A 26,712-nucleotide genomic window follows, 5' to 3' on the forward strand; every position below is an offset into this window, starting at 1 on the left:
GAGGGGCAGCACCGTGCGGTGCTGCCCCTCGGCCCCCCGGACCGGCTCAGCTCTGCGGGCGCTTGCCGTGGTTGGCGCCGTTCTTGCGGCGGGCCTTCTTCTTACGACGTCGCTTCGAGGACATCGAACCCTCCTCTTCCCTCTGCTCGGTTGGGCACACATGATCCGCCGGACCGACGGGTCCGGTGGTGGGGAAGACCGCTCCCCGCCCCTACCGTCACAAACTCGGGGCGCGGTCGCAAACCGCCGTCCCGCCGTTCGGGGCCTACTTGAACAGGCCTTCGCCGAAGTCCTCTGCGCAGCGGTCCTCTTCGGCCTGGCTGCTGGCGTTCTGCAGGCAGTCCTCAAGGTTCTTGAAGGAATCGGAGTTGGCGACGTTCACCGCGAAGATGAGGACGATGACGGAGCCGATCAGCCCGAGCGCGCCGAGGACGATACCGGCGATCGCCATGCCCTTGCGCGGGGCCCGGCCCTGCCGGGCCCGGAGCGCCCCGAGGATGCCGAACACCAGGGCGAGCAGGCCGAGAAGGAGTCCGCCGGCGATCGTCCAGAAGAACAGGCAGGCGAGCAGACCGAGGACGAGAGCGGTGACCGCGAAACCGTTGCTCCGCGCAGGCTCGGGAGCACCGTACTGGGCTCCGTACTGCCCTTCGTCCGCGTTCGGCTGCTGAGGGTAACTGGGCATGGACATCGGATACGAACTCCTTACCAAAAGTTGTCCTGTCCATATGCCCTAGAAGACCTTCGATATGCAAATCAGATCTTTGTCCGGAAGGCTCAGCGCTCCCCTTGGCCACGCCTTCGGAACTCGGCCGCCAGGTGGTGCTGCAACGGCTGTCCGACCGCCGCGAGGTCGTGGACGAAGGTGAGCGTGTCCGCGCCGGTGAGGGTGTAGCGGCGGCGGGTGGCATCGACCTGCTTGGCGGTCGGGGCGAGGGCCACTTCATGGGTGGCGAGGTCGACGGTGCCGTCGGCGGCCCGCCCGACGGCGATCTCCGCGACACCGGTGGGCTGGGTGATCAGCGCCTCGACCCGTCCTTCCGGCTGGAGCCGCCACCAGCCGCTCTCGCGGGCCGAGGGCCGCAGCGGACGCCCGTCCGCGTCGAGCAGCCAGGCGCGCGACACGTAGTGGAGGAAGGGGCGCCCGTCATGGCTGAAGGTGACCTCCTGCGCATAGGCGAACTCGCCGTCGAGCGTCGGATATCCGCCCTGCCCGCGCCCCGCCCAGGTACCCAGGAGCCCGAGCACCGGCGCGAGGAGGGCGTGCGGCGCCGGTGTCTCGTCCGGCCGGAAGGCGTCGGGGTACGGGTGGAGCGGGGCGGGGTCGGACATGGGCGTGCTCCTGACGTCGCTTCCGGTTCTGGTGCCGGGCAGCAGCCTAGGCGGTGTCTTGCCGATCAGGGCCGGATGGGCCGCGGCGTCCGGTGCGGTGAGCGCGCTCGGCGGACCGGCCCGGCGGCTCCGCGAAGAAGTCGAGCAGCGCGGCGTTGACCTCCGCCGGGCGCTCCAGATGGCCGAAGTGGCCGGCGCGTGCGATCTCGGTGTAGCGGGCACCCGGAACGGCCTCGGCGATCTCCCGGGAGGCCGCCGGCGGGATCATGACGTCGTCGGCGAAGCCGATGCACAGGAGCGGGACGTCGATCCCGGCGAACCGGGGCAGCCGGTCGGTGTCGCCCATGACGTCGTACTGGGCGCGGACACCCGGTCCGCTCGCCGCCGGCGCGTACGTGAAGATGTCGAGCCAGTCGCGCGCCGCCCGCGGATCACGCAGCGTGTGCGGCGAGAGGTAGCACAGGGCCGAGAAGACGGCGCGGTGCGAGGCGGGAACGCCGGTCCCGCTGTCGTACAGGTCGCGACGGGCCTCGTTGAGCGCGGAGCCGAAGGTGTCGGGACGCGCCCGTCCGGCCATCAGTACGGCCCTGGAGGCGAGTTCAGGCCGGGCCAGGAGGAGTTCGCCGACCACGGCGGCGCCCATGGAGAAGCCGACGATCCGGCAGGGAGCCAGCGAGAGGTGGTCGATCAGGGCGGCCACATCGGCGGCCATGGCCTCCAGCGTGATGCCGCCGGGCGGTGACACGTTCGGCGGGAGGCCCCGGTTGTCCGGCGCGATCACCCGGTAGCCCGCGCCGACGAGGGCGGAGGTCTGGTGGGCGCGCCAGGTGGTGCGGCTGGCCGCGGTGCCGTTGACGAGCACGACGGGCTCTCCGCCGCCGCCCGTGTCGTCGTACACCAGGTTGACGCCGTTGAGGGGTACGGAAGGCATGGCCGGATCGGACCTCGCTGCTCTCAGGGTGTTCGGTGCCCCGGGAGTTCACCCGGAGACGACAGATCAGGGCTCACGAGGCTGTAGCGGGACAGTCCGCCCAGGAGATCATCAGGACGCGTCGGCCGCCGTGCTCTCCACGAGGCTTTGGGGCCGCAGGTCGGTCCAGGCCCGCTCCACGTAGTCGAGGCAGGCCTGGCGGGTGTCCTCCGGGTGGACCACGGTCCAGCCGGCGGGCACCTCGACGAAGGAGGGCCACAGGGAGTGCTGCCCCTCGTCGTTGACGAGCACCAGGTAGGTGCCGTTCTCATCCTCGAACGGGTTGGTCACCGATCCTCCGTGAACTCAGGCCCTGCCCCCAGGACTTGACCTTAGGCAAGGCTGTCTTTACCACGACGGTGGCGACCCTACCCACCTTGCGCCGCGTTGACTCCTGGCGTCACAGGCCCAGGTCGCTGAGGCGCGCCTCGTACCGGATAGTGAGATCCTCCTCCTCGACGACCGGGTCGTCCCAGAGGGCCACCAGCTCGGCGCGGACGGCCTCGGGCAGGGCCTCGTACCGCTCGTTCCAGGTGTCGGCGTTCGGGATCCAGTAGCCGACGACCTTGAACCGGGTGGCGGGCAGCCCCAGCTCCTTGCGGAGGTAACGGCGTACGGTACGCAGCGCGTTGGTCTCGCCCGCGACCCAGACGTAGCCGCCGGCCATGTCCGTGCCGGGCGGGATCGCGGCGCTCACCAGCTCGGCCAGCCGGCTGGCCTCGTGGCCGTTGCCGCCGTAGGTCCAGGTGACCTTGGTGCCGGGCAGCGGCTGGACGGCCTCCGGGCCGGGCAGTTCGACGATCACCCGGGTGGCGACCTCGGCCGGGGTGTTCTCCAGAAGGCGCGCCACGGCGGGCAGGCCGGTCTGGTCGGCGATCAGCACCTGCCAGGCGAGGTCGCCCGGCGGGCTGTAGAGGCCGGTCGGGTCGTTCACCCCGAGCACGTCCCCGGGCTGCGCGCCGGCCACCCAGGTCGAGGCGACGCCGTGGTCGTGCAGCACGAAGTCGACGTCGATCTCCCGGCTCTCCGGGCGCACGGCCCGCACGGTGTACGTCCGCATCGGGGCGACGGGCCGGCCCTCGGGGGTCTCCCAGCCCTTCTCCGTCGTGATGGGCAGGGAGACGTCCGAGCGGTCGGGGCCGTGCGGGAAGAAGAGGCGTATGTACTCGTCGCCGACGCCGGTCGACTCGAAGGCGGCGAGGCCTTCGCCATGGAGCGTGACGCGGGTCATCGTCGCGGTGAGCGGCTGGACTCGGGCGACGACGGCTCGGTGGATCGTCATGGACATGGCCCCTTCGTGCGACGTTTCCGGATCGACTTAGGCCAGCCTAACCTTCTGCGGAGGGTTGTTCGACACCACCTCGGGTGCACAGTCAGGCCCGAAGGCGCCGATTTCAGCAGATGCGCGGCAGTTGCCCGCCGAGCGGCATGTCCACCGCCCGGGTCCCTCCGCGGCCGTACGCGAACACGCCGACGGCCCCCGCCGCGGTGCGCGAGCGGGGGCCGTCGGGCGTGCGTCAGGATCAGGACCCGGTGAGCACCGCGTCGATCTCGCGGAGGAAGTCCTCCAGGTCACCGGGGTCACGCGAGGTGATCAGCGGCCAGCCGCCCTCGTCGTCACGGACCACCGACCTGTCCACCCAGGACCCGCCGGCGTTGGTGATGTCGGTCTTGAGGGAGGCGTACGAGGTCAGGGTCTTGCCCTGGACGTAGCCGCCCTCGATGAGCGCCCACGGGCCGTGGCAGATGGCCGCGACGGGCCTGCCGGACGCCGCGAAGGAGCTGACGATCCGGGTGGTGGCGTCCTGGAGGCGCAGGGTGTCGGCGTTGAGCGTGCCGCCCGGGACGAGCAGCAGGTCGTACGCGGCGGGGTCGACGTCGGCCAGCGTGAGGTCGGGGCGCACGGTGTCGCCGGGGTCGCGGTCGCCGACGAGGGTACGGATCTCGTCGTCGTCGACCGCCGCGACGCTGACCTCGGCCCCTTGGTCACGCAGGTGGTTCACGGGGACGACGAGTTCGTCCTGCTCGACCCCGTAGTTGGTGACGATCGCCAGGATCCGGCGGTTGCCGAGATCGGTGGTGGCCATGTGCTGCTCCTTTCCTCACACGTCATGCGGTCATGTCGTCCGTCGGTACCGCCGCCCGCTCACCCGCCGGTGATGCGGACGCACTCCGCGACGGTGTCGCGGAGGCTTCCGGTCCGCTCCAGGATCTCGCGCTGGACCCTGGCGCCGTTGCCGCGCCGCTCCAGGGTGGTCAGCGCCTTCTGGGCGGCCTTGAGGTCGCCGCTGTCCTCCAGGGCCTCGCGCACATGGGTCACGAGCGCCTGCAGCACGTCGGTCGCGGGCTCGGGCCGCAGGGTACGGGGGTGGATCAGCCGGTCCTCCATGCCGGACCGGGCCGCCTGCCAGGACGCCACCCGCAGCAGCGCCACATCGGTGTCCAGCGGAGGCTCTCCGGCCCGCCACTCCCGTGCGGCCGTCTCCACCAGCGCCCGCACCAGCGTGGCCAGCAGTACGGTGTCCGCCGGGTCCAGGCAGACGTCCGCGATCCTGACCTCCACTGTGGGGTAGTTGGCCGAGAGGCGCGCGTCGAAGTAGACCATCCCCTCGTCCTTGAGCACGCCGGTGCCGACCAGGTCCCTCACCTGCTTGTGGTAGCGCTCGGCCGATCCGTGGAGCCCCACGGGCCCGGCCGAGGGCCACCTGCCCCACACCCGGCTGCGGTAGCTGGCGTACCGGCTGTCCTGCCCCTGCCAGAACGGCGAGTTCCCGCTCAGCGCGAGCAGGGCCGGCAGCCAGATCCGCATCCGGTCGAGTACCGCGACGCCCTCCTCGTCCGACTCGACCGCGACGTGTACGTGGCATCCGCAGGTCAGCTGCTCCTGCGCGGTCAGCCCGTAGCGCTCCGCCATCCAGTTGTACCGCTCACCCGTCCCGATCATCGGGCTGACCGGAAGCGGCGAGGTCGCCAGGGCCGCGACCGAGGCGCCCACGTCGGCGGCGTGGCGGATCGCCTCGGCCCGCCACCGCTGCACCGCCTCGGCGATCTCGTCCATCTCACGGCAGGGATGCGTGGCGAACTCCAGCTGCTGGCGGTGCAGCTCCGGCTCGAAGGCCGACTCCCCTTCCGCGTCCCTCTCGGCGAGGGCCAGCACGGCCGTCGACAGCGCACGCGCCTCCCCGCTCTCCGGGTCGACCAGCAGCAATTCCTCTTCGACACCCACGGTCCGAACCACAGCACCCACCCCTTCGATGTTCATCCGGCGAATCAGGCCGAGAGGACGGAGTCGTCCTCGGGGCGGGCTCCGGGCAGCCGGTGCCGGGCGGCGACCAGCGCGCTGTCGACATCGGCCGTGCCCGTGGAGACGCACAGGGTGTAGGCGATGTCGTCCATGCGCTGCCGCGCCTCGGTGGAACCGTTCTCCGCGTGCAGCAGACACAGGGCCTCGTACTGCTCGACGAGATTGCGCAGCACGGTGGGGTGGGCCATCAGCATGCGGGGGGTCCTTCCACGGGATTCCTCGTGTGAATGTCATGTGCCCGGGTTCGTGCGCTCGGGCACAGCCCCGAGTACCCCCGGGTCCACGGGCCACACCCCCGGACGGCGAGTCCCGCGCGTCCCGCTCTCCGGTGAATCGTTCGCGCCGGGGCGGGTACCCACCAGGGCGGATGCTTGGCTCCCGGACACTCCGGGAGCACCGTACGGAAGGAAGCTCCCATGACCGACCGCAGGCCCGAAGGCACCGCCTACACCGGGGCTTCCGGCAGCCCGCCGCCGGTACCGGCGGACATGCCGGACCAGCAGAAACAGAAGGGGGAGGACCCCCTCGACATACCGGTGCCCGAGCGGGTCGCCCGCGAGAGCGGGGACGAGCCGGACCCGGACGAGGCGGGTTCGGGCCGGGAGAAGCCGCGCAACGCCGGTGCGCATCCCGAGGAGCATCCGACACCGGACGAGTCCACCGGTTAGCGGGCCGCCGCATCCGTCCACGACCTGCCCGAGAGGCGGTCCCGGACGTCCGAGGCCCCCGGGACGCTGTGCGTCCCGGGGGCCTCGGAGTCGTTCAACCCGGATCAGGCGGTGGTGATGTTCTCCGCCTGCGGGCCCTTCTGGCCCTGGGTGATGTCGAAGGTCACCGCCTGGCCTTCCTGGAGCTCACGGAAGCCGGTGGAGTTGATGTTGGAGTAGTGCGCGAAGACGTCGGGGCCACCGCCGTCCTGCGCGATGAAGCCGAAGCCCTTTTCCGAGTTGAACCACTTGACGGTTCCGCTGGCCATGCCTGTACCTCTCAGCAGTAAACGGATCCGCACCGCGCGGACCCGGAGGTGATCGCCCTGGTTCTCAGGCACTGCACAGCAAAACGCCCGCGCCAGGCGCGGGCAGGTACTGCGAACCACGACATCTTCCGGCGACGCTACACGGCGGGATCACTCCTCACCAGAGAGCAACGCCATTTTGGTGTGGATCTTCCTCCGGGCAGGTGGCTCGAACCGCACCGACCGCTCCCCGTTCAGGGCGTGTCGGCACCCCGGGCCACGCTCCGCGCCCACAGGACCAGCGGCAGCTGGACGGGCAGCCTGGCCAGGGCGGCGGCCCGCTGCGGCCGGGGCCGGTCGCGCCAGTCCACGGCCATCTGCACATTGGCCGGAAACACTCCGACGAAGAAGCCCGCGGTCGCCCGGGCGGCGGCGCCCCGCGTCCGGGGATGCGCGATCCCCGCGGCGAGGGCGAGTTCGACCACTCCGCTCGCGTACGTCCAGGTCCGCGGTGTTCCGGGCAGGATCCGGGGGACGGTGGCGTCGAAGGCCTTCGGGACGGCGAAGTGGAGCACCCCGGCCCCCGCCATGAGTCCGGCGAGCAGCAGGGGCGAACGGGTCCGGGAGGCCATGAGGGCTCCTTACGTCGGCGAGTGGTCCGGGAACGGGACTTACTTGCGAGTAAGTTACCGGTTCCCGGCGCCTGCCGTCCCCGTGGCTGCTGGATGAACCGTGACTACTGGATGAACCGCGGCAGCCACCGCGCCTGGTAGTCCGGGTGCCCGGCGTACTCGGCGGCCAGCTGCCGTACGGCGAACCCCAGACCCACCGCCCGGCCGGAGCGGAAGTCCTGCGCGGGGCGGTCGGTGTCCAGCTCGGCGACCTCGACGTACTCCCCCAGCAGCACCCGGTGCGTCTCGATGCGCTCCAGCGTGCGGGCCGGGTCCTGGAGGGCGATGTGGTGGTCGAAGCCGCTGTCGCGCACCGTGAACGCGACGCCGCCCCGGCGGTCGTGGACCTCGCCGGGCACATCCGCCGGACACCGCCACCGGTCCCCGCCGGCAGCCAGGGCGACCTGCTCCTCATCGGCGAGACGCGCCCGGACGAAGGCCACCATGTCTGCGTTGCCGGCCATTGGCTGCTGCTCCCTCGTGTTCATGGATCACTGCGGTGATACGGGGAGCATTGTGGTGGACCGGAGCGGCGCGATCCACCGCGGCAGGCGGTGCGGGCGGTGGTGGGCGGGTGTGCGATCGGCAGCGGGGACCAGCGGGTCAGGCCGCCGTCCCGCCGGACCCTCCCGCGGCGAGGTCGGCGAGGACCTGGTGGAGGGGTTCGGTCAGCCGGCGGCGGTACTCCTGGACGGCCCAGCCGTTGCCGTCCGGGTCGGTGAAGTACATGAACGTGGCGCCGTCCTCGGGGGCGTACCGCCGCGGTTCGGATACCTCGACCCCTCGCGCGACGAGCTCCGCGTGCGCGGCCTCGATGTCGGTGACGCAGAGCTGGAGGCCGTGGTACGTGCCCGGCTGCGGGTCGCCCGTCGGGTTCGGCACGCCGTCGGTCAGGGCGATCGAGCAGCCCGAGCCGGGCGGGGTGAGCTGGACGACGCGCGCGCCCGGCATGACCTCGCCGTCGATGTCGACGTGGAAGCCGAGCTTGTCCCGGTAGAAGTCACGGGCCCGGTCCAGGTCGGTCACGGGGAGCACGATCACTTCAAGGGTCCAGTCCATGGCGGTGCGGCCCTTTCGCTGGGTCGGTGGCTGATCCGGAGGTCTCGGAGGCGTCGTCGGCCTTCTCGGGGTCCGTCCCGCCGCCCCGGAGGCGGGCCAGGTCGGAGGGGCGGACCTGGATGACGAAGAGGGCGACCAGCGCGGCGAGGACGGCGAAGCAGGCCGCGATGACGAAGGCGCTGGAGACGCCCGCGGCGAGGACCTCGTAGCCCCAGGGCGGTGGCAGCTCCTGCGTCCTCTGGAACTGCTGCTGCTGGGCCGGGGTGGCCTGTTCCATGAAGCGCGGGAGCTGGTCGGTGAACTCGTGGCGGCTGGCCGTGCCGAACATGGTCACCAGGATCGACAGCCCGAGGGAACCGCCGACCTGCTGGGTCGCGTTGAGGATGCCGGACGCGGCGCCCGCCTCCTTCGGCGCGACCCCGGAGACCGCCATCAGGGTCAGGGATACGAACTGCATGCCCATGCCGAAGCCGAAGACGAGCATCGGGCCGAGGATGGAGCCGAGGTACGAGCTGTGGACGTCGGTCAGCGTGAGCCAGCCGAGCCCGATGGCGGCCAGCAGCGCGCCCGTCACCATGAAGGGCTTCGGCCCGTACCTGGGCAGCAGTTGGGAGGCCAGGCCGGCGCCGACCGCGATGATGACGCTGATCGGCAGGAAGGCGAGTCCGGCCCGCAGCGGGCTGAAGCCGAGCACGTTCTGCACGAAGAGCGTGAGGAAGAAGAACATCCCGAACATCGCCGCGGCGAGGCTCAGCATCATCGCGTAGGTCCCGGCGCGGTTGCGGTCGCGGAACATCCACAGCGGGGTGATCGGCTGCCGGGAGCGGCTCTCGATGGAGATGAAGAGCGCCAGGAGCACGACCGCGGCGGCGAAGGAGCCGAGGGTGAGCGGGTCGCTCCAGCCGTCCTCGGAGGCGCGGATGAAGCCGTAGACCAGCAGCACCATGCCGACCGTGGAGGTGAGGGCGCCGACCACGTCGAAGTGGCCCGGGTGGCGTTCGGACTCGCGGATGTAGCGGGGTGTGGCGAAGGCGATGAGCAGGCCGATGGGCACGTTCACGAAGAGCACCCACCGCCAGTCGAGCCATTCGACGAGCATCCCGCCCGCCAGCAGCCCGATAGCGCTGCCGCCCGCCGAGACCGCGGCGAACACGCCGAACGCACGGTTGCGTTCGGGGCCCTCGCGGAAGGTCGTGGTGATCAGCGAGAGCGCGGTCGGCGAGGCGATGGCGCCACCGACACCCTGGAGCGAGCGGGCGGCCAGCAACTGCCAGGACTCCTGGGAGAGTCCGCCGAGCAGCGAGGCGAGCACGAAGAGCAGGACGCCGAAGATGAAGACGCGGCGGCGGCCGAGGATGTCACCGAGCCGTCCGCCGAGCAGCAGCAGTCCGCCGAAGGTCAGCGTGTAGGCGTTGACCACCCAGGACAGGTTCTCGGTGGAGAAGCCCAGGGACGTCTGCATGTGCGGGAGGGCGATGTTGACGATGGTGATGTCGAGCACCACCATCAGCTGGCACGAGGCGATGACGAGGAGTGCCAGTCTGCCGCCTTGGCCCCGCTGTTCGGACCGGGCGGTCTTGCCGGGTGAAGCGTGGGAGCCCGTCATGAGTGGGTTCGTCTCTCGTTCCGGGGGCGCTGCGCCCCGTCAGGAGCGGTCGGTCTCTCCGTCGGCCGGATGAACGCGGGCGTTCACCGAACCGACGGTATGACGGAACCCCGGGCCTCGCCATTCGATCACTGGAGCGCGCGGACCGCCGTACGGAAGAGAGCGGGTGCGCGGTGGGCCGCCGGGACGATCATCCGGCGCGGTGCGGGGTGGGCCGCCGCGCCCAGCAGGGCCTGGGTCAGCAGCCGGTAGCGGCGTGTCGCCCGCGCCCACCGGGCCGGATAGTCCTCGGGCCGCCCGGCGGCCAGGCAGCCGACCGCCGCCGTCGCGGTGGCCACGGCGAGCGCGATGCCCTCGCCGGTCAGCGCGTCGGTGTAGCCCGCCGCGTCACCGACGAGCAGCACGCGCCCGGCCCGTGGCCCGGACGCCCGCTGCCGGAGCGGACCTGCCCCGCGTACGGCAGTGGCGTGGGGGCCGAGCCGGGCGGCGAGGGCCGGGAAGGCCGCCAGGTGCTCGTCGTACGGGCGGCGGTCGCGGCTGAGGACGGCCACGCCCACCAGGTGCTCGCCGACCGGCGTCACGTACGCCTCCCCGTACGGCGACCAGTGGACCTCGACCAGGTCCGTCCAGGGTGCGGTGCGGTAGTGGCGGCGCAGGCCGTAGCGGCCGGGTCCGGGGACGGGGTGGTCGAGGCCGAGGGCGCGCCGCACGGGTGAGTGGAGCCCGTCGGCGGCGATGAGCCAGCGCGCGGTCAGTCCGGCGGCGGTGACGGTGTCCGCGTCCTGCCGGACCTGGCGGACCTTGCCTGCCACGATGCGTACGCCGAGGGCCTCGGCCCGCTCGTGGAGGGCCGCGTGCAGGGCGGTGCGCCGGACGCCGAGCCCGTACGCGCCCCGGAACTCCGCCTCCGCGCTGTGCCGCCCGTCGGTGTACCGGATGCCCCGCAGCGGGTGCCCGGCCGGTCGTACGCCGAGTCCGTGCAGAGCGGTGAGGCCGCCGGGCATGATGCCCTCGCCACAGGCCTTGTCGACCGGGGCGGAACGGGGTTCGACCACCACCGCCTCCAGGCCCTCCCCGGCGGCCCGGATGGCGGCGGCCAGCCCCGCCGGGCCGCCTCCCGCGATCAGGATGTCGATCACGCCCGCGCTTCCGCCACCGGGAGGCGGGCCAGCGCTTCGTCCTCGCACCGGATCCGGACCGCCATGAGGACGGCGTTGAGCGCGGTGAAGAGCAGCGCGGTCATCCAGGCCCCGTGGACCAGGGGCAGCGCGATGCCTTCGGCGGCGACGGCGACGTAGTTGGGGTGGCGCAGCCACCGGTAGGGGCCGCCGGTCACCAGGGGCAGGCCGGGGACGACGATGACACGGGTGTTCCACCGGGGGCCGAGCGCGGTGATGCACCACCAGCGCAGTGCCTGCGCCGCGACGACGGCCGCCACCATGGTCCAGCCGAGGAGCGGCAGGAAGGGGCGGTCGGCGAGGTGGACCTCGGCCAGGCACCCGGCGAGCAGGGCGGTGTGCAGGACCACCATCGCCGGGTAGTGGCCGCTGCCCGCCTCGGTGGAGCCGCGGGCCAGGCTCCAGCGGGTGTTGCGGCGGGCGACGACGAGTTCGGCGAGGCGCTCGACGGCGACGGCGAGCACCAGGGCGGTGTACCAGATCATGGGCCGTACCTTCCTACCAGCGCAGCAGCACCAGTTCGCAGCAGAAGCCCGGGCCCATGGCGAGCAGGAGTCCGGGGGTGCCCGGTTCGGGGCGGCGGTGTTCGATGGTGTCCCGCAGGACGTGCAGGACCGAGGCGGAGGAGAGGTTGCCGACGTCGGCCAGCGAGCGCCAGGTGACGTCGAGCGCCCCGTCGGGCAGGGCGAGGACCTCGGTGACGGTCTCCAGGACCTTGGGCCCGCCCGGGTGGCAGACCCAGTGGGCGATGTCCTTCGGTTTGAGGCCGTGTTCGGCGAGGAACTCCCGTACGTCGTCGGCGAGGTACCGGCGTACGACGTCGGGCACGGCGGGATCGAGGACTACGCTGAAGCCGGTGGAGCCGACGGACCAGCCCATCACGTGCTCGGTCTCCGGGTACATCCGGCTGCGGGTGGCCACGATCTCGGGTCCGGCGGTGGCCCGGCGTCCGCCGAGGGCGACCACCGCGGCCGCTCCGTCGCCGAACAGGGCGGTGGCCACCAGGTTGGCGGGCGTCACGTCCTGGCGCTGGAAGGTGAGCGAGCACAGCTCGACCGAGAGGAGCACGGCGACGTCGTCGGGCCGGCCGAGCAGGTAGTCGTGGATCCGGGCCACTCCGGCGGCTCCCGCGACACAGCCGAGGCCGAAGACGGGCAGCCGTTTCACGTCGGAGCGCAGGCCGAGGCGGGCGACCAGCCGGGCGTCGACGGAGGGGGCGGCGATGCCGGTGACGGAGGTGAACATCAGCAGGTCCACATCGGTGGGCCGCAGCCCGGCCGCACGCAGGGCGCCGCGTACGGCCTGGCCGCCGAGGTCGGTGGCCGAGCGGATGAACACGTCGTTGGCGGCGCCGAAGCCGTCCAGGTCGCGGTAGCTCTCCAGCGGCAGGGCGGTGTGCCGGGTGCGGACGCGGGCGTTGCCGTGGAGGCGGTCCAGGACGCGACGGTCGGCGCCGGGCGGCAGACAGGTCGCGGCCACCATGTCGGTGACCTCGCGCTGGGTGTGGCGGTGGGGCGGCAGGGCCCCGTGGACCGCGGCGATCCGGGTCATTGCGGCTCCTGCGTCGGGGGCGTCATCACCCCATCCTGCCTACGCATACGAGGAAAACCCGGCAAAAGAGGCGCGCGGCTGCCGTGTTGACGGGGCCGCAGCTCTCTACGATCACCGGATGGACGCCACGGACGGGGCAGGCACGGCCACGGCGGCGGTCCGGTGGCCGGGCCGCGCGGCGGGGCTGGCGCTGGCCTGCCATCCGGGCCCGGTGGTCGCGGTGACGGCGCTGGCCTGCGCCCTGGCCGTCGGGGCGGGCCTCTCCCCCGCGCGGCTCGTTCTGGTCGGCGCGGCGGTGCTGACCGGCCAGCTCTCGGTGGGCTGGTGCAACGACGCGTACGACGCGGGGCGCGACGCGCGGGCCGGGCGGCGGGGGAAGCCGGTCGCCGGCGGGGCGGTCTCCGTCCGCGCGGTGTGGGGCGCGGCGGCGGTGGCGGGCACCCTGTGCGTCCCGCTCTCGCTGGCCTGCGGCTCTCTCGCCGGTACGGTGCACCTGGCCGCGGTCGCCGCCGCCTGGCTCTACAACCTGCGGCTCAAGGCGACGGCGCTCTCCTGGCTCCCGTACGCCGTCGGATTCGCCGCGCTCCCCTCGCTGGTGACGCTCTCCCTGCCCGGCGCGCCGTGGCCCCGGTGGTGGACGGTCGCCGCGGGGGCGCTGCTCGGGTGTGCGGCCCATCTGGGCGACACGCTTCCGGACATCGCGGCGGACCGGGCCGCCGGCATCCAGGGGCTGCCGCACCGGCTGGGCGCCGCGGGGACCCGGCTGCTGCTGCCGGTTCCGCTGCTCGCGGCGACGGCCGTCCTGGTGCTCGGCCCGCCGGGTCCGGTGGGCGCCGGGTCGGTGGCCGTCCTGGTCCTCGCCGGTGCGGCGGCGCTGGTGGGGCCGGTGCTCGGCCGCTGGTGGCACAAGGCGGCGCTGGCGGGTGCGGTGGCCGTGGCGGCGGCGGATGTGGCGCTGCTGCTGGCGCGCGGCACGGCGCTGTCCTGAAGAACCGCACACCGGATCAGGGGGCCTGACGACCCGTCATCCGGCGCAGCCTCATGACGTGAGCATGCGAGAACCGTTGACAAATCAGAAACAGACCAGAAATCTATCCACTGCTGTTTGCAAAACATTGACTGCGTGACTCAAATACCTGTGGAAGCAGAGGACAGCATGAGATGGAAACGGCTCAGCGAGAGATCGATCACCGGCCTGCTCATAGCGGGGCTCGTCACCGTCGGCCTGCTTCCCGTCCAGGCGGCAGCGGCTGAGGCGACCGATCTGGCCCGGGGCAAGAGCGTCACCGCCAGCGGATCGCACGGCGGCTACCCCGCCGTGAACGCCAACGACGGCCAGGTGAACACCTACTGGGAGGCAGGCGGCCACCCCTCGAACCTCACCGTGAAGCTGGGCGCCGACGCGGATCTGCAGTCCGTGGTGATCAAGCTGAACCCGGACCCGATCTGGTCCACCAGGACCCAGGAGTTCCAGGTGCTCGGCCGGACGCAGAGCGGGACCGGCTTCACCTCGCTCAAGGCCCGCGCCGGCTACGTGTTCAACCCGGCCACCAACCGGAACACGGTGACGGTCCCGGTCAGCGGCCGGGCCGCCGACCTCCAGCTCCAGTTCTTCTCGAACACCGGGGCGCCCGGGGCCCAGATCGCCGAGATCCAGGTGTTCGGGACGCCGGCGCCCAACCCGGACCTGACCGTGAGCGCCCTGTCCTGGAGCCCTTCGGCGCCTTCGGAGACGGACAACATCACCATCCAGGGCACCGTACGCAACATCGGTACGGCTCCGTCGGCGGCGACCACCGTCAATGTGAGCCTGGGCGGCGTGGTCGTGGGCAGCGCCCCGGTGGGTCCGCTCGCCGCGGGTGCCTCGGCCCCGGTCTCGGTGGCGGTCGGCAAGCGGCCGCAGGGTTCGTACACCGTCTCGGCGCTGGTCGACCCGACCGACACCATCGTCGAGTCGGACAACACCAACAACAGCCGCACCACCGCATCGCCCCTGGTGGTCGGCCAGAGCCCCGGCCCGGACCTGGAGGTCCGCTCCATCACCTCCAGCCCGTCGAACCCGGCCGTCGGCGCGGCGGTCACCTTCACCGTGGCCGTGCACAACCGCGGCACCAGTGCGGTGAGCGCGGGCACGATCACCCGGCTGACCGTCGGCTCCACCACGCTCAACGGCGCGACCCCGGCCGTCCCGGCGGGTGCCACGGTGAACGTGCCGATCAGCGGCAGCTGGACGGCGGCGAGCGGCGGAGCCACCCTGACGGCCACGGCCGACGCGACGAACCTGGTCGCGGAGACCAACGAGACCAACAACGTGCTGGCCCGCTCCATCGTCGTCGGGCGCGGCGCGGCGGTGCCGTACACGGAGTACGAGGCGGAGGACGCCGCGTACCAGGGCACGCTGCTCACCTCGGACGCCGAGCGGACCTTCGGCCACACCAACTTCGCCACCGAGTCCTCGGGCCGCAAGTCGGTGCGGCTCAACTCCACCGGTGAGTATGTCGAGTTCACCTCGACCAACGCGTCGAATTCCATCGTCGTCCGCAACTCGATCCCGGACGCGGCGGGCGGTGGCGGCCGTCAGGCGACCATCAGTCTCTACGCGAACGGCCAGTTCGTCCGCAAGCTCGACCTCTCCTCCAAGCACAGCTGGCTGTACGGCAACACCGACAGCCCGGAGGGACTCACCAACACGCCGGGCGGCGACGCGCGGCGGCTCTTCGACGAGTCGCACGCGCTGCTCGCGCAGACCTATCCGGCCGGCACCAAGTTCAAGCTCCAGCGGGACGCGGGCGACAACGCCGCCTTCTACATCATCGACCTGATCGACCTGGAGCAGGTCGCACCGCCCACCGCTCAGCCCTCGGGCTGCGTCTCCATCACGACGTACGGCGCGGTGGCGAACGACGGGATCGACGACACCGCCGCCATCCAGCGCGCGGTGACGGCCAACCAGAACGGCCAGATCGGCTGCGTCTGGATCCCGGCGGGCCAGTGGCGCCAGGAGCAGAAGATCCTCACCGACGACCCGCTGGACCGGGGTCAGTGGAACCAGGTGGGCATCCGTGACGTGACGATCCGGGGCGCGGGCATGTGGCACTCCCAGCTCTACACGCTGACCCCGCCGCACGAGGCGGGCGGGATCAACCACCCGCACGAGGGCAACTTCGGTTTCGACATCGACGAGAACACGAAAATTTCCGACATCGCGATCTTCGGCTCCGGCACGATCCGCGGCGGTGACGGAAACCATGAGGGCGGTGTCGCGCTCAACGGGCGGTTCGGCAAGAACACGAAGATCAGCAACGTCTGGATCGAGCACGCCAACGTGGGCGTCTGGGCGGGCCGCGACTACGACAACATCCAGTCCCTGTGGAACCCGGGCGACGGCGTCGAGTTCACCGGGATGCGGATCCGCAACACGTACGCCGACGGCATCAACTTCGCCAACGGCACCCGCAATTCGACCGTGTACAACTCGTCCTTCCGCAACACCGGCGATGACGCTCTCGCCGTCTGGTCCAGCAAGTACGTCAAGGACCAGTCCGTCGACATCGGCCACGACAACAGCTTCCGCAACAACACCATCCAGCTGCCGTGGCGGGCCAACGGCATCGCGATCTACGGCGGTTACGGCAACAAGATCGAGAACAACATCATCTCCGACACCATGAACTACCCGGCCATCATGCTGGCGACCGACCACGACCCGCTGCCCTTCTCCGGGCAGACGCTGATCGCCAACAACGCCCTGTACCGCACCGGCGGAGCCTTCTGGAACGAGGACCAGGAGTTCGGCGCGATCACGCTCTTCCCGCAGAACCTGCCGATCCCCGGCGTCACGATCCGCGACACCGACATCATCGACTCCACCTACGACGGCATCCAGTTCAAGACGGGTGGCGGCCTGATGCCGGACGTGAAGATCCAGAACGTCCGGATCGACAAGTCCAACAACGGCTCCGGCATCCTCGCGATGGGCGGCGCACGCGGCAACGCGACGCTGACCAACGTGACGATCACCAACTCGCGTGACGGCCATGTACTGATCGAGCCCGGCTCGCAGTTCACGATCAGCGGCAGCCCGACCGCCGCCCGCGCCGAGCAGTAGTCACCTCCGTACGGTTCCCGGGCCGGCGGTTCACCCGCCGGCCCGGGAACACCCATTTTTTCCCTCGCCACGGCTCTGGGAAGTGCGAGGTCCGGCCGCTACCCTCCGCGCATGATTCCCACGGTTGTCTGGGGTACCGGCAACGTCGGCCGCGCGGCGATCCGCGCCGTCGAGGCCCATCCAGCACTGACACTCACCGCCGTCCTCGTCCACGATCCCGCCAAGGTAGGCCGGGACGCGGGCGAGTTGGGCGGTCTCGGCCGCACGCTCGGCGTCGCGGCCACCGACGACATCGCCGCCGTCCTGGCCGGCCGCCCGCGCGCGGTGGTCTACGCGGCCTCCGGCGACATCCGGCCCGACGACGCGCTGACCGACATCGGCCGGGCGATCCGCGCCGGAGCTGTCGTCGTCACACCGTCCCTCTATCCCCTCTACGACCAGCGCAACGCCCCGCCCGAGCTGCGGGATCCCGTCCTGGCCGCCGTCGCGGAGGGCGGCGGCTCCCTCTTCGTCTCCGGGGTGGACCCCGGCTGGGGCAACGACGTCCTGCCGCTGCTGGTGAGCGGTCTGGGCACCGAGGTGGACGTGATCCGCTGCCAGGAGATCTTCGACTACTCCACATACGAGCAGGAGGAGTCGGTACGCCATCTGATCGGCATGGGCCACCCGTTGGACTACCAGCCGCTCATGCTCGCCGAGAGCGTTCCGACGATGGTGTGGGGCGGTCAGATACGGCTGATGGCCCGGGCGCTCGGCGTCGAGCTGGACGAGATCCGCGAGACGCTGGACCGCCGGGCGCTGGAGACGACCGTGACCACACGCACGATGGGCGAGTTCGCGGCGGGCACGCAGGGCGCGGTGCGGTTCGAGGTGCAGGGCATCGTGGGCGGCGAGCCCCGCATCGTGATCGAGCACATCACCCGCATCCATCCCTCGTGCGCACCGGACTGGCCATCGCCGCCCGACGGTGTGGGCGCGCACCGGGTGGTGATCGAGGGCCGTCCCCGTATCGAGGTGACGGTCGAGGCGTCCGACGAGGGCGAGAACCGGTCGGCGGGCGGGAACGCCACGGCCGTCGGGCGGCTCGTCTCGGCCATCGACTGGCTGGTGGACGCCAAGCCGGGCCTGTACGACGCACTCGACGTCCCGCTGCGGCCCGCTGTCGGCAGGCTGGGAAGGAGAACGGCATGATCATCGACATCCCGGAGGGCCAGGAGCCCATCGGTTACGTGTGGGGGGAGATGGTCCCCGGCATCGGCATGGCCGCCGCCACCTTCTCGATGTCCGTGTACGAGCACACGACGCTGGGCCTGCGGGAGTTCGAGGCGGCGCGGCTGCGGATCGCGCAGATCAACGGGTGCCTGTTCTGCCTGGACTGGCGGACCGAGCGGGACGGCGCGAAGGTCGAGGAGGAGTTCGCGCAAGCGGTGACCGAGTGGCGTACGACGGACGCCTTCGACGAGCGGACCCGGCTGGCGGCGGAGTACGCGGAGCGGTACGCGCTGGACCACAACGGTCTCGACGACGCCTTCTGGAAGCGGATGACCGCGCACTACAGCCAGGTGGAGATCGTGGAGCTGTCGATGAGCATCGGCTCGTGGCTGGCCTTCGGGCGGCTCAACCATGTGCTGGGGATCGACGCGGTGTGCGTTCTGCCGGGTCACTGACGGAGTCCGGGGCCGCCGGGTTGGCACTCCCGGCCCCGGGCTCTCCGTTCGCCCGGTGGTTCAGCGGCGCAGATCGGTACGTCCGATGGATCAGCGGCGCAGATCGGTGGCGATGATCCGCTCGATGTTGCGCTCGGCGAGCGCGGTGATCGTCACGAACGGGTTGACGCTGACGTTGCCCGGGATCAGGGCGCCGTCGATGACGTACAGGCCCGGGTAGCCGTGCAGCCGGCCGTAGTTGTCGGTGGCCTTGTCCAGGACCGCGCCGCCCAGCGGATGGTAGGTGAGGTGGTCGCCCCAGATCTTGTAGGTGCCGAAGAGATCCGTGCGGTAGATCGTTCCCTCCTTCTTGTTGATCTTGTCGAAGATGGTCTTCGCGGCGTCGATGGACGGCTGCTTCCACGCCGTCTGCCAGTTCAGTTCCGGCCTGCCCGCCGCCGCGTTCCAGGTGAACTCGGCCCGGTGGGGGTTCTTGGTGATCGAGAGGTAGAACGAGGCCCAGGTCTCGATCCCGGTGGGCAGCGGGGCGACCTCGGCGAAGGCTCCGCCGGCGTCCCAATTGTCGATGCCGCCGGTGGGGATGGAGGACTGCACCTTCCCCGTCGGATCCCAGAGGTGGTTGGCCCGGCCGCACATGACGTTGCCGTTGTCGCCCCAGCCCTTGCCGACCTCGCTGTTGAGGCCGGGCAGGGCTCCGGTCGCCTTCAGGCCGACGAGCAGCTTGCTGGTGCCGACGCTGCCCGCGGCGAAGAAAACCCTGTCCGCCGTGACCGTCTTGGTGACGATGGTCCGGCCGGTGGTGTCCAGCTGGTCGATGAGGACCGTGTAGCCGCCGCCGGAGGCCGGGGAGACGCGGGTGACCTTGTGGAGCGGGGTGATGGTGACCCGGCCGGTGGCCTTGATCCGGTCGATGTAGGTCTTCTGGAGCGACTTCTTGCCGTAGTTGTTGCCGTAGAGGATCTCGGCGTCCAGCGCGGACTTCGGTACGGTCCCGGCCGCCTCCTGCTTCATGTAGTCCCAGTCGTACACGGCGGGCACGAAGAGGAACGGGAAGCCGGAGCGCTGGGCGTGCTTCCGGCCGACCCGGGCGTACTGGTAGCAGTCGACGGAGTCGAACCAGGCCGGGTCGATGGTGGTGACGCCGAGGTCCGCGTTGGCGCGCGGGTAGTAGGTGCTGTACATCTCGGCGGCGTTCACCGACGGGAGGATGGTGGCGAAGTTCTCCCGCTTGGGCGTGACGGCCATGCCGCCGTTGACCAGCGAGCCGCCGCCGACGCCGCGCCCCTGGTAGACGGTGATGCCGGCGAACTCCTCGGCGTCCAGGATGCCTGTGTAGCGGTTGACGCTCTTGTCGATCGGGAAGCCGAGGAAGTTGCTCAGCGGCTGCTTGGTCCGGGTGCGCAGCCAGAAGGAACGGTCGTCCGGCTTGGTGGTGTTGGCGAAGATCTTGCCGTCGGCGCCGGGGGTGTCCCAGGCCATGCCCATCTCGACCATGTGGACGTCGGTGCCCGCCTGGGCGAGCCGGAGGGCGGCGACCGAGCCGCCGTATCCGGTGCCGATGATCAGCACCGGCACATGGGCACCGGATCCGATCGGGGCAGCCGAGGCCCGGGGCGTGGCCCAGACCGGTGTGGTGGGTCCGGCGAGCGCCGCGACGCCAAGAAGAGAACCTGTTCCTGTGATGAATCTACGACGGGAGACGCCTCTGTGAGCGCCTTTGTGCAGGATGGAGTCGCTCATGTGACTTACCTCACTCTCGATGAGTGCAACAGGTTCTACTGTCGATCGCGTGGCAAGTCACTAGAAACTTGGGGGTAACTTCCCGGTACGCCGAGGGGCCCCGGACCAGATGGTCCGGGGCCCCTCGGCGTGAGCGCGTACGGGATCAGTAGGCGCCGAAGACGTTGTCGATCGAGCCGTACCGGTCCGCGGCGTAGTTGCACGCGGCGGTGATGTTGGCGACCGGGTCGTAGCTGTCGGTCGAGGTGCCGGGCACGTGGTAGGCCTGGAAGGTCGGGTCGATGACCTGGAGCAGCCCCTTGGACGGGGTGCCCTTGACCGCGTTGGAGTCCCAGTTGTTGATGGCGTTCGGGTTGCCCGAGGACTCGCGGATGATGTTGCGGTGGATGCCCTCGTAGCTGCCGGGGATGCCGTGCTGGGCCATGACCGCCAGCGACTCCTTGATCCAGCCGTCGAGGTCGTTGGTGTACGTGGCGGGGGCGGCGGCCGGGGCGGCGGCGGGCGCGGCCGTGGTGCGCTCCGAGCGGTCGGCGCGCTCCGCCGTGGCGGTGCGCTCGGCGGCCTTGGCAGCCTTGCCGGCCTTGGCGTCTGACGGGGCGGCAGCCTTGGCGCCGATGGTCAGCGTGATACCCGGGTGAATAAGGTTCGGGTTCTCGCCGACGGCCTTGCGGTTGCCTTCGTACAGCTTCTTCCAGCCGCCGCTGACGGAATACTCGCGGGCGATCTTGGAAAGCGTTTCGCCGGACACCACGGAATGCTTGGCGGGTGCCGCCTTCGTCACGGAATTCGCCTGGACGGTCACGGAGACGGGAGCCACCGCCTTTTCCGCGGCGACGGAGTGCGCGGGAGCGGCGGAGGCGGTGGTGGCGCCGAGCACCGGGAGGGCCAGAACGGCTCCACCCGTGGTCACGGCGGCGATGCCACGGCTCAGCGAGCCGGACTTGGAACGGCGGTGCTTACCCTGTGCGGGCATGGGGAATTTCCTCTCCGGCGCCTACGAGGTGAGCTGTCGGGTTCAGACGGGAGATGTCTGGCCGCACGGTCGTGCGACTTCACCCCTAGCCGTTCCGGATACCGGATCGGCGGCATACCTGGGTCCCCCGCTCCTGCCGTACGTGAGTGGGTTGCGGATTCCCGGACGGCGGCAGGATTCGGCGTTCCATCCGGATTGACCGTGACCGTAGGCGAAAAGCATCGGGCAGAACAAGCCCCGAATTCCTGATCTTCTTTCTCCGCATGATCGAATTCCGGAATTCCCGGTCGCGCCGGTTCCGTCAGGGTGTCAACTTTCTTCGCACAGAAGGGAACCGACGCCTCCACTTCCACGTCCGCACCCCCGGGCGTGACGCTCACCACTTCGCGCGGGGGTGGCCGGAATGGGCACACCCAAAAGGGCCCAAGAATCCCATTAACCCCTTTACGGAAGAGAGGGCTAAATGTCCAAAATCGCCCATACCGACCTAGCGAAACGGACTTATCGGGCGGTTCCGTAGGCCGGGTCGGAGGTCTCTCGGGGTCAGGGCTTACGGTGTGGGGTGGAGACTAGTAAGCCAACCCTTACCTCCGACGTACGCTGTACCTGCCCGCGTTCGCCCGCCTTAAGGATCACCACGCCATGACACGCCCCGTCCGCGTCGCCATTGTCGGAGCCGGCCCCGCCGGTATCTACGCTGCGGACGCGCTGCTCAAATCCGAGGTCTGCCAGGACCCGGGTGTCTCGATCGACCTGTTCGAGCGCATGCCCGCGCCCTTCGGCCTGATCCGTTACGGCGTGGCTCCCGACCACCCGCGGATCAAGGGCATCGTCAAGGCGCTGCACCAGGTGCTGGACAAGCCGCAGATCCGCCTCTTCGGCAACGTCAGCTACCCGAACGACATCGACCTGGACGACCTGCGGTCCTTCTACGACGCGGTGATCTTCTCGACCGGCGCCGAGGCCGACCGGGCTCTCGACATCCCGGGCATGGAGCTCGACGGCTCCTACGGCGCGGCCGATTTCGTCTCCTGGTACGACGGCCACCCCGAGGTCCCGCGCACCTGGCCGCTCACGGCGGAGAAGGTCGCCGTCCTCGGCGTCGGCAACGTGGCGCTGGACGTGGCCCGCGTGCTGGCCAAGACGGCGGACGAGCTGCTGCCCACCGAGATCCCGGACAACGTGTACCAGGGCCTCAAGGCGAACAAGGCGCTGGAGGTGCATGTGTTCGGGCGGCGTGGCCCGGCGCAGGCCAAGTTCAGCCCGATGGAGCTGCGGGAGCTGGACCACTCCCCCAACATCGAGGTGATCGTCAACCCCGAGGACATCGAGTACGACGAGGGCTCCATCGCCACCCGGCGGGAGAACAAGCAGGCCAACATGGTCGCGCAGACCCTGGAGAACTGGGCGATCCGCGATGTCGGCGACCGCCCGCACAAGCTCTTCCTGCACTTCTTCGAGTCGCCGGTCGAGATCCTCGGCGAGGACGGCGAGGTCACCGCGCTGCGCACCGAGCGCACCGAGCTGGACGGCACCGGCAACGTCCGGGGCACCGGCCGGTTCACCGACTGGGACGTGCAGAGCGTCTACCGGGCCGTCGGCTACTACTCGGAGGAGCTGCCCAAGCTCCCCTTCGACGTGGCCTCCGGCACGGTCCCGCACGAGGCGGGCCGCGTCATCTCCGGTGACGAGCACATGGCCTCGGTCTACGTCACGGGCTGGATCAAGCGCGGCCCGATCGGCCTGATCGGCCACACCAAGGGCGACGCCAACGAGACGGTCGCCTGCCTCCTGGAGGACCGCGCCGCAGGCCGCCTGTCCGAGCCGGCGACGCCCGCACCGGAGGCGGTGGAGGCTTTCCTGGAGAGCCGCAACGTCCGGTACACGACCTGGGAGGGCTGGCACAAGCTGGACGCCCACGAGCAGGCGCTCGGCGTCGCCCAGGGCCGTGAGCGGATCAAGGTCGTGGAGCGCGAGGGCATGCTGGACGCCTCGGGCGCCTTCGCCCTGGCCGAGCCGGCCACGGAGGTCTGAGCCGGGCGGACCCTGTACGCCTGAGGCGTACGGGGCTGTCGCCCGTCAGTCCGGGGCCGGGGCGCTCGTGCCGCCCCGGCCCGGCCCGCGGAACGTCCGCCACAGGTCCGGCGGGGCGGCGTCGCGGGACAGCGGCTGCGGCTTCTGAGGAAGGTGCGTCCAGCGGGCCGCGAGCAGGAGCGCGATGTCGTCGGGCCGGTCCGTGGCCCGCCGGGCCTCGCCGATCACCCGGTTCGCGATCTCGGCCAGCGGGACCGAGCCGATCCCGGCGATCGTGGAGCGCAGCCGCTCGATGCCCTCGTCGATGTCGGTCCCGGGCCGTTCGATGAGCCCGTCGGTGAACAGGGCCAGCACATCGCCCGGTTCGAGCAGCAGGTCGGTGACCGGGTACGTCGCGTGCCCGTCGATGCCGAGGACGATGCCGCCGGGCAGGTCCAGTACCTCGGTCCGGCCGTCGGAATGCCGCAGCACCGGCTGCGGATGGCCCGCCCGTACGGCACGGGCGCGTCCCGTGAGCGGGTCCAGGGCGATGTAGCAGCAGCTGGCGAACTGTCCCGGGTCCAGGTCGATGAGGAGCCGGTTGGTGCCGCTCATCACCTCCTGCGGATCGTGGTTGCTCAGCGCGAACGCCCGTACCGCACTGCGTAGTTGCCCCATGGTGGCGGCCGCCGCGACACCGTGTCCCTGGACGTCGCCGATGACCAGGGCCAGTTCGTGGCCGGTCTCGATGACGTCGTACCAGTCGCCGCCCACGTCCATGCCCTGGGTGCCGGAGAGATAGCGCCCGAGCGTGTCGACCCCGTCGGCCTCCGGCAGCCGGTGCGGCAGCAGGGCGTCTTGGAGCCCCCGGGCGAGCGCCGACTCGCTGTCGTACCGCTGCGCGCGTTGCAGGGCCTGGGCGATGAGTCCGGCGAGGGCGGTCAGGACGGTGCGCTCCTCCGGGCTGAACCCGCGCGGCCGGTCGAAGCCGAGGATGCACGAGCCGACGGGCCGCCCCGAGGCGATCAGCGGCAGGAAGGCCCGCGCCCCGATGTCGGTCTCCATCGGGATGCCCGGGTAGGCGTCGGCCAGCCGCTGCATGGACTCGAAGAAGAGCGGGCGGCCGGTGGTCAGAGTCTCCACGCCAGGAATGGAGACGTCGAGTCCGACCCCGTCGAAACGGTCGAGGAACCCTTTCGGAAACCCCGTCTCCCAGGCGAGGTGGAGGTGACGCTCGCTCAGCAGGTAGATGGCGAGCTGCCGGCCGCCGAACGCGGGCAGCAGCTCCTCGGTGACCACGGCGGAGACCTGGCGGGCCGTGACCGCCTCGGTGAGGGCGATCGCCAGGGCCACCGGGCGGTAGAGGGCGGAGGAGCGGTCGGCGGTGGAGCCGATGCCCAGACCGGGCGCGGCGACGGAACCGGGAGTGTACGCGGGCTGTTCCGTGGCCTGGAACACCGCGCTCAGCCCGTCGTGGCCCGGGTACAGCGAGACCGACAGCCAGCGCGACGGGCCACGCCTGGCGAGGAAGTGGACGGGTTCGTCGGAGATCAGGGCGGCCCGGCAGTGGTCCTCGTACGCCGGATGCCCGAACCACGGCAGCACCTCCCACACGACGTGGCCCACCAGCTCGGCGCGGGGGAGGTCGAGCAACTCCTCCGCGAGGGCGTTGGCGTACGTGATGCGCCCGATCCGGTCCAGCGAGACGATCCCCCGTGGCAGCCGGTCCGCCGCCTCCGCGATGACGGGTCCCGCGCCGAAGTCGACGACGAAGCCGGACAGATGGCTCTCCGCGCTCCCGCCGTCCGGGTGGGTCCAGCGGCCGGAGAGTTCCAGCAGGTGGTAGCGGCCGTCGGGGCCGCGCAGCCGCATCCTCCGCACCACCGGATCGGCGGATTCCACCGCCTGCCGGGCCAGCGCCCAGAGCCCGTACACGTCCTCCGGTACGAGGCGTCCGGCGAGCGCGTCGACGGTGCCGGGGAACTCCTCCGGCACGGTGCCGAAGATCGCGCACAGGTCGTCGTCGGCGGTGAGGCCTCCGGTGTGCAGATCCCAGTCGAAGCTGCCGACCCGCACGGGCGGCGCCGGGGCGGCCGGGAGCTGGACGGGGATCGGCTCCTTCTCCCAGACGACCGGGAGGGACCGCGACTCCAGATCGGCGAGCGCGGCCCCGAGACGGTGGCCCAGGCGCAGCAGCCGCTCCCCGTCGGCGGGAGCGATCTGCTCCCCCGGGGTCGCGGCCCGCAGGACGGCCATCACGCCCATGCTGCCCTGCGGGCCGGTGATCGGGACCCACAGCGAGCCGAACGGGAACGGCAGCCCCGCCATCAGCTGGGGGAACCGCCGCATGCCCTCCTCCGCGTCGGCGAGCAGCACGGGCCGGCCGGTGCGGAAGGCCTCGGAGACCGGGAACGGCCGGTTCACGTGCATCCGCCACCAGGGCCGGAAGAGCGGGCCCGGCAGTCCGGCGAGCACGGCGAGGCGCAGGAGGCCGGGCGTCCCGGAGCGGAGGTAGATACCGCCCGCGTACCCCTCGGCGGACTCGACGGCGCTGACGACCCCCTGCGCGAGTACGAGGGACAGCTCGTCCGGTACTCGGCCGAAGTCGTCTCGCCCGGCCGCGGCCCCGCTTCCGGGGGGCGGGGTGGGCCGGGTCGCGTCGTGCCGGGTCACACAGCCAGGATGCTCCCGGCAGAGGGGGCCGCGCACTTCGGCGGACCGGCCGGAACCCCGTGCCGGCCGGTCCGCGGACAAGGTAGGGGGTGTCTGACAGTTCGGCGCGGATCAGCGGGCGGCGTCAGGTGCGGCGCATCGCAAGGCGCCGGAGAGTCCTTGGACGGGTTCCCCCCTGCTCGCACGCGGGTGAGAGCTCGGGGAAGGAGCTACCAGGACTCTTCGGCAACGCCGCGAGGTGCCGTGCCGGGCGTCGCCCGCCCGCGCGGAACTGCTCGGACACCTCCTAGTGCAGCTTGGCGACGGCGGTTCCGGTCGTCTTCCTGAACCCCTTCAGCGGTGCGCCGTCCAGGTCACCCAGCTGTCCCCACTCCAGGACGGTCACCGTGCGGCCGTCGCGGCCGACGGAGTGGAGGCCGATGTCGGTGGAGCCGACCTCCGGGTAGGACGTGTCGATGCTGTAGACGTACGCGCCCTCCTCCACGTTCACCCGCCCGTGGTAACGGCTGACGCCCTCGATGCCCGGGTCCTGCTCCTTCATCCGCTCCAGGCAGGTCGCCAGCGCGGTCCGCAGCTCGGCGGCGAGCGCCTTGGCCTTCGCGGTGGTGGGCGCGACGGTGATCGTCTGCCGGGCGCCGGTGTCCAGCTCGGTGCGGAAGTCCCGGTGGCGGGTGCCCGCGGCCGGCGTGGTTCCGGCCGTGCAGAAGGATCCGTCCTCCGGCAGGCCCTTCTGCACCGGACCGGCGGTCCAGGGCGTGAGGGAGGCGGGCCACTGCCCGGCGGCCAGGAACTTCGGCGCGGCGGGCGCGGCGGAGGCGGGTGCCGTGGACAGCGCCGTGACGGCGAGCCCCGCGGCGGCGGCGGTCACGAGTGCGGTGCGGATCGTACGGGTGGTGCGCATGGTGGTGATCC

The 26,712-nt window shown here is 71.1% G+C and carries 27 protein-coding genes and 1 riboswitch; of the genes, 6 read left to right on the forward strand and 21 right to left on the reverse strand.

All coding sequences use genetic code 11. From position 1 onward, the window contains the following. Nucleotides 1–46 precede the first annotated feature (46 nt). From ACIRR8_RS13095 to ACIRR8_RS13135, 9 genes are all read right to left on the reverse strand, one after another. Nucleotides 47–124: a 50S ribosomal protein bL37 gene (locus ACIRR8_RS13095; protein ID WP_370454205.1), complete on the reverse strand. Its 78-nt coding sequence runs from the start codon at nt 122–124 to the stop codon at nt 47–49. A 141-nt stretch (nt 125–265) separates the two neighbouring features. Then, nucleotides 266–691, reverse strand: coding sequence for a DUF4190 domain-containing protein (locus ACIRR8_RS13100; RefSeq protein ID WP_404062954.1), 426 nt, complete (start codon nt 689–691; stop codon nt 266–268). Between the two features lie 86 nt (nt 692–777). Further along, nucleotides 778–1,332 (reverse strand): FABP family protein, encoded by a 555-nt coding sequence (locus ACIRR8_RS13105; RefSeq protein ID WP_404062957.1) that lies wholly within the window; start codon nt 1,330–1,332, stop codon nt 778–780. 46 nt (nt 1,333–1,378) lie between these two features. Then, the gene (locus ACIRR8_RS13110) at nt 1,379–2,263 is read right to left on the reverse strand and encodes an alpha/beta fold hydrolase (RefSeq protein WP_404062960.1); all 885 of its coding nucleotides are present in this window, start codon (nt 2,261–2,263) and stop codon (nt 1,379–1,381) included. Nucleotides 2,264–2,374: 111 nt separating this feature from the next. Next, entirely contained in the window at nt 2,375–2,593 is a 219-nt protein-coding gene (locus tag ACIRR8_RS13115) for an MbtH family protein (RefSeq protein ID WP_404062963.1), read from the reverse strand. Nucleotides 2,594–2,702: 109 nt separating this feature from the next. Continuing rightward, the gene (locus ACIRR8_RS13120; protein ID WP_404062965.1) at nt 2,703–3,584 is read right to left on the reverse strand and encodes a siderophore-interacting protein; all 882 of its coding nucleotides are present in this window, start codon (nt 3,582–3,584) and stop codon (nt 2,703–2,705) included. Nucleotides 3,585–3,825: 241 nt separating this feature from the next. Then, complete coding sequence (locus ACIRR8_RS13125) at nt 3,826–4,389, reverse strand: type 1 glutamine amidotransferase domain-containing protein (protein WP_404062968.1); 564 nt, start codon at nt 4,387–4,389, stop codon at nt 3,826–3,828. A gap of 59 nt (nt 4,390–4,448) precedes the next feature. Then, a complete protein-coding gene (locus ACIRR8_RS13130; RefSeq protein ID WP_404062971.1) occupies nt 4,449–5,564 on the reverse strand; it encodes a glutamate--cysteine ligase in 1,116 nt (371 codons plus the stop codon). A gap of 8 nt (nt 5,565–5,572) precedes the next feature. Beyond that, nucleotides 5,573–5,800, reverse strand: coding sequence for a DUF5133 domain-containing protein (locus tag ACIRR8_RS13135; protein WP_404062974.1), 228 nt, complete (start codon nt 5,798–5,800; stop codon nt 5,573–5,575). A 222-nt stretch (nt 5,801–6,022) separates the two neighbouring features. Between ACIRR8_RS13135 and ACIRR8_RS13140 the strand changes: the two genes are divergently transcribed. Continuing rightward, a complete protein-coding gene (locus ACIRR8_RS13140) occupies nt 6,023–6,274 on the forward strand; it encodes a hypothetical protein (protein ID WP_404062977.1) in 252 nt (83 codons plus the stop codon). A 104-nt stretch (nt 6,275–6,378) separates the two neighbouring features. Here ACIRR8_RS13140 and ACIRR8_RS13145 read toward each other — a convergent pair whose 3' ends face one another. The 8 genes from ACIRR8_RS13145 to ACIRR8_RS13180 all read right to left on the reverse strand — a co-directional run bounded on the left by ACIRR8_RS13145 (nt 6,379) and on the right by ACIRR8_RS13180 (nt 12,626). Beyond that, nucleotides 6,379–6,582 carry a cold-shock protein gene (locus tag ACIRR8_RS13145; RefSeq protein WP_003964323.1) on the reverse strand — a complete coding sequence of 68 codons (204 nt, stop codon included), beginning with the start codon at nt 6,580–6,582 and terminating at the stop codon, nt 6,379–6,381. 233 nt (nt 6,583–6,815) lie between these two features. Further along, nucleotides 6,816–7,193, reverse strand: coding sequence for a hypothetical protein (locus ACIRR8_RS13150; protein ID WP_404062980.1), 378 nt, complete (start codon nt 7,191–7,193; stop codon nt 6,816–6,818). Between the two features lie 104 nt (nt 7,194–7,297). Then, nucleotides 7,298–7,696, reverse strand: coding sequence for a DUF6221 family protein (locus ACIRR8_RS13155; protein WP_073876661.1), 399 nt, complete (start codon nt 7,694–7,696; stop codon nt 7,298–7,300). Between the two features lie 139 nt (nt 7,697–7,835). Continuing rightward, the gene (locus ACIRR8_RS13160) at nt 7,836–8,291 is read right to left on the reverse strand and encodes a VOC family protein (protein ID WP_404062983.1); all 456 of its coding nucleotides are present in this window, start codon (nt 8,289–8,291) and stop codon (nt 7,836–7,838) included. Continuing rightward, nucleotides 8,275–9,897 (reverse strand): MFS transporter, encoded by a 1,623-nt coding sequence (locus ACIRR8_RS13165; protein WP_404062986.1) that lies wholly within the window; start codon nt 9,895–9,897, stop codon nt 8,275–8,277. The genes ACIRR8_RS13160 and ACIRR8_RS13165 overlap by 17 nt, the downstream gene beginning before the upstream one ends. Nucleotides 9,898–10,025: 128 nt before the next feature. Beyond that, a complete protein-coding gene (locus tag ACIRR8_RS13170) occupies nt 10,026–11,036 on the reverse strand; it encodes an NAD(P)/FAD-dependent oxidoreductase (protein ID WP_404062988.1) in 1,011 nt (336 codons plus the stop codon). Further along, the gene (locus ACIRR8_RS13175; RefSeq protein WP_404062992.1) at nt 11,033–11,560 is read right to left on the reverse strand and encodes an isoprenylcysteine carboxyl methyltransferase family protein; all 528 of its coding nucleotides are present in this window, start codon (nt 11,558–11,560) and stop codon (nt 11,033–11,035) included. Before ACIRR8_RS13175 ends, ACIRR8_RS13170 begins: the two co-directional genes overlap by 4 nt. Nucleotides 11,561–11,573: 13 nt before the next feature. Next, nucleotides 11,574–12,626 (reverse strand): type III polyketide synthase, encoded by a 1,053-nt coding sequence (locus tag ACIRR8_RS13180; RefSeq protein ID WP_404062995.1) that lies wholly within the window; start codon nt 12,624–12,626, stop codon nt 11,574–11,576. Between the two features lie 118 nt (nt 12,627–12,744). Between ACIRR8_RS13180 and ACIRR8_RS13185 the strand changes: the two genes are divergently transcribed. The 4 genes from ACIRR8_RS13185 to ACIRR8_RS13200 all read left to right on the forward strand — a co-directional run bounded on the left by ACIRR8_RS13185 (nt 12,745) and on the right by ACIRR8_RS13200 (nt 18,401). Continuing rightward, nucleotides 12,745–13,614, forward strand: a complete 870-nt coding sequence (locus ACIRR8_RS13185) for a UbiA family prenyltransferase (protein ID WP_404062997.1) — start codon at nt 12,745–12,747, stop codon at nt 13,612–13,614. Between the two features lie 168 nt (nt 13,615–13,782). Then, the gene (locus tag ACIRR8_RS13190; protein ID WP_404062998.1) at nt 13,783–16,734 is read left to right on the forward strand and encodes a CARDB domain-containing protein; all 2,952 of its coding nucleotides are present in this window, start codon (nt 13,783–13,785) and stop codon (nt 16,732–16,734) included. A 111-nt stretch (nt 16,735–16,845) separates the two neighbouring features. Further along, a complete protein-coding gene (locus ACIRR8_RS13195; RefSeq protein WP_404063001.1) occupies nt 16,846–17,925 on the forward strand; it encodes a dihydrodipicolinate reductase in 1,080 nt (359 codons plus the stop codon). Next, on the forward strand, nt 17,922–18,401 hold the full coding sequence (locus tag ACIRR8_RS13200; protein ID WP_404063004.1) for a carboxymuconolactone decarboxylase family protein: 480 nt from the start codon (nt 17,922–17,924) through the stop codon (nt 18,399–18,401). Before ACIRR8_RS13195 ends, ACIRR8_RS13200 begins: the two co-directional genes overlap by 4 nt. A gap of 90 nt (nt 18,402–18,491) precedes the next feature. Here ACIRR8_RS13200 and ACIRR8_RS13205 read toward each other — a convergent pair whose 3' ends face one another. Next, nucleotides 18,492–20,141 (reverse strand): GMC oxidoreductase, encoded by a 1,650-nt coding sequence (locus ACIRR8_RS13205; protein WP_404063007.1) that lies wholly within the window; start codon nt 20,139–20,141, stop codon nt 18,492–18,494. A gap of 145 nt (nt 20,142–20,286) precedes the next feature. Then, nucleotides 20,287–21,114 (reverse strand): transglycosylase SLT domain-containing protein, encoded by an 828-nt coding sequence (locus ACIRR8_RS13210; protein WP_404063010.1) that lies wholly within the window; start codon nt 21,112–21,114, stop codon nt 20,287–20,289. Nucleotides 21,115–21,117: 3 nt separating this feature from the next. Continuing rightward, a riboswitch (cyclic di-AMP (ydaO/yuaA leader) is annotated at nt 21,118–21,308 on the reverse strand. 448 nt (nt 21,309–21,756) lie between these two features. On the opposite strand from ACIRR8_RS13210, the gene ACIRR8_RS13215 reads away from it, so the two are divergent. Further along, nucleotides 21,757–23,148: an FAD-dependent oxidoreductase gene (locus ACIRR8_RS13215; RefSeq protein ID WP_404063013.1), complete on the forward strand. Its 1,392-nt coding sequence runs from the start codon at nt 21,757–21,759 to the stop codon at nt 23,146–23,148. Nucleotides 23,149–23,193: 45 nt separating this feature from the next. On the opposite strand, the gene ACIRR8_RS13220 is transcribed toward ACIRR8_RS13215, so the two are convergent. Together ACIRR8_RS13220 and ACIRR8_RS13225 are read right to left on the reverse strand one after the other, a co-directional pair. Beyond that, complete coding sequence (locus ACIRR8_RS13220) at nt 23,194–25,800, reverse strand: SpoIIE family protein phosphatase (protein ID WP_404063016.1); 2,607 nt, start codon at nt 25,798–25,800, stop codon at nt 23,194–23,196. A 286-nt stretch (nt 25,801–26,086) separates the two neighbouring features. After that, the gene (locus ACIRR8_RS13225; RefSeq protein ID WP_404063019.1) at nt 26,087–26,701 is read right to left on the reverse strand and encodes a hypothetical protein; all 615 of its coding nucleotides are present in this window, start codon (nt 26,699–26,701) and stop codon (nt 26,087–26,089) included. Nucleotides 26,702–26,712: the final 11 nt, after the last annotated feature.

The organism is Streptomyces sp. NPDC101178 (genome assembly GCF_044767965.1).
GTDB lineage: Bacteria > Actinomycetota > Actinomycetes > Streptomycetales > Streptomycetaceae > Streptomyces.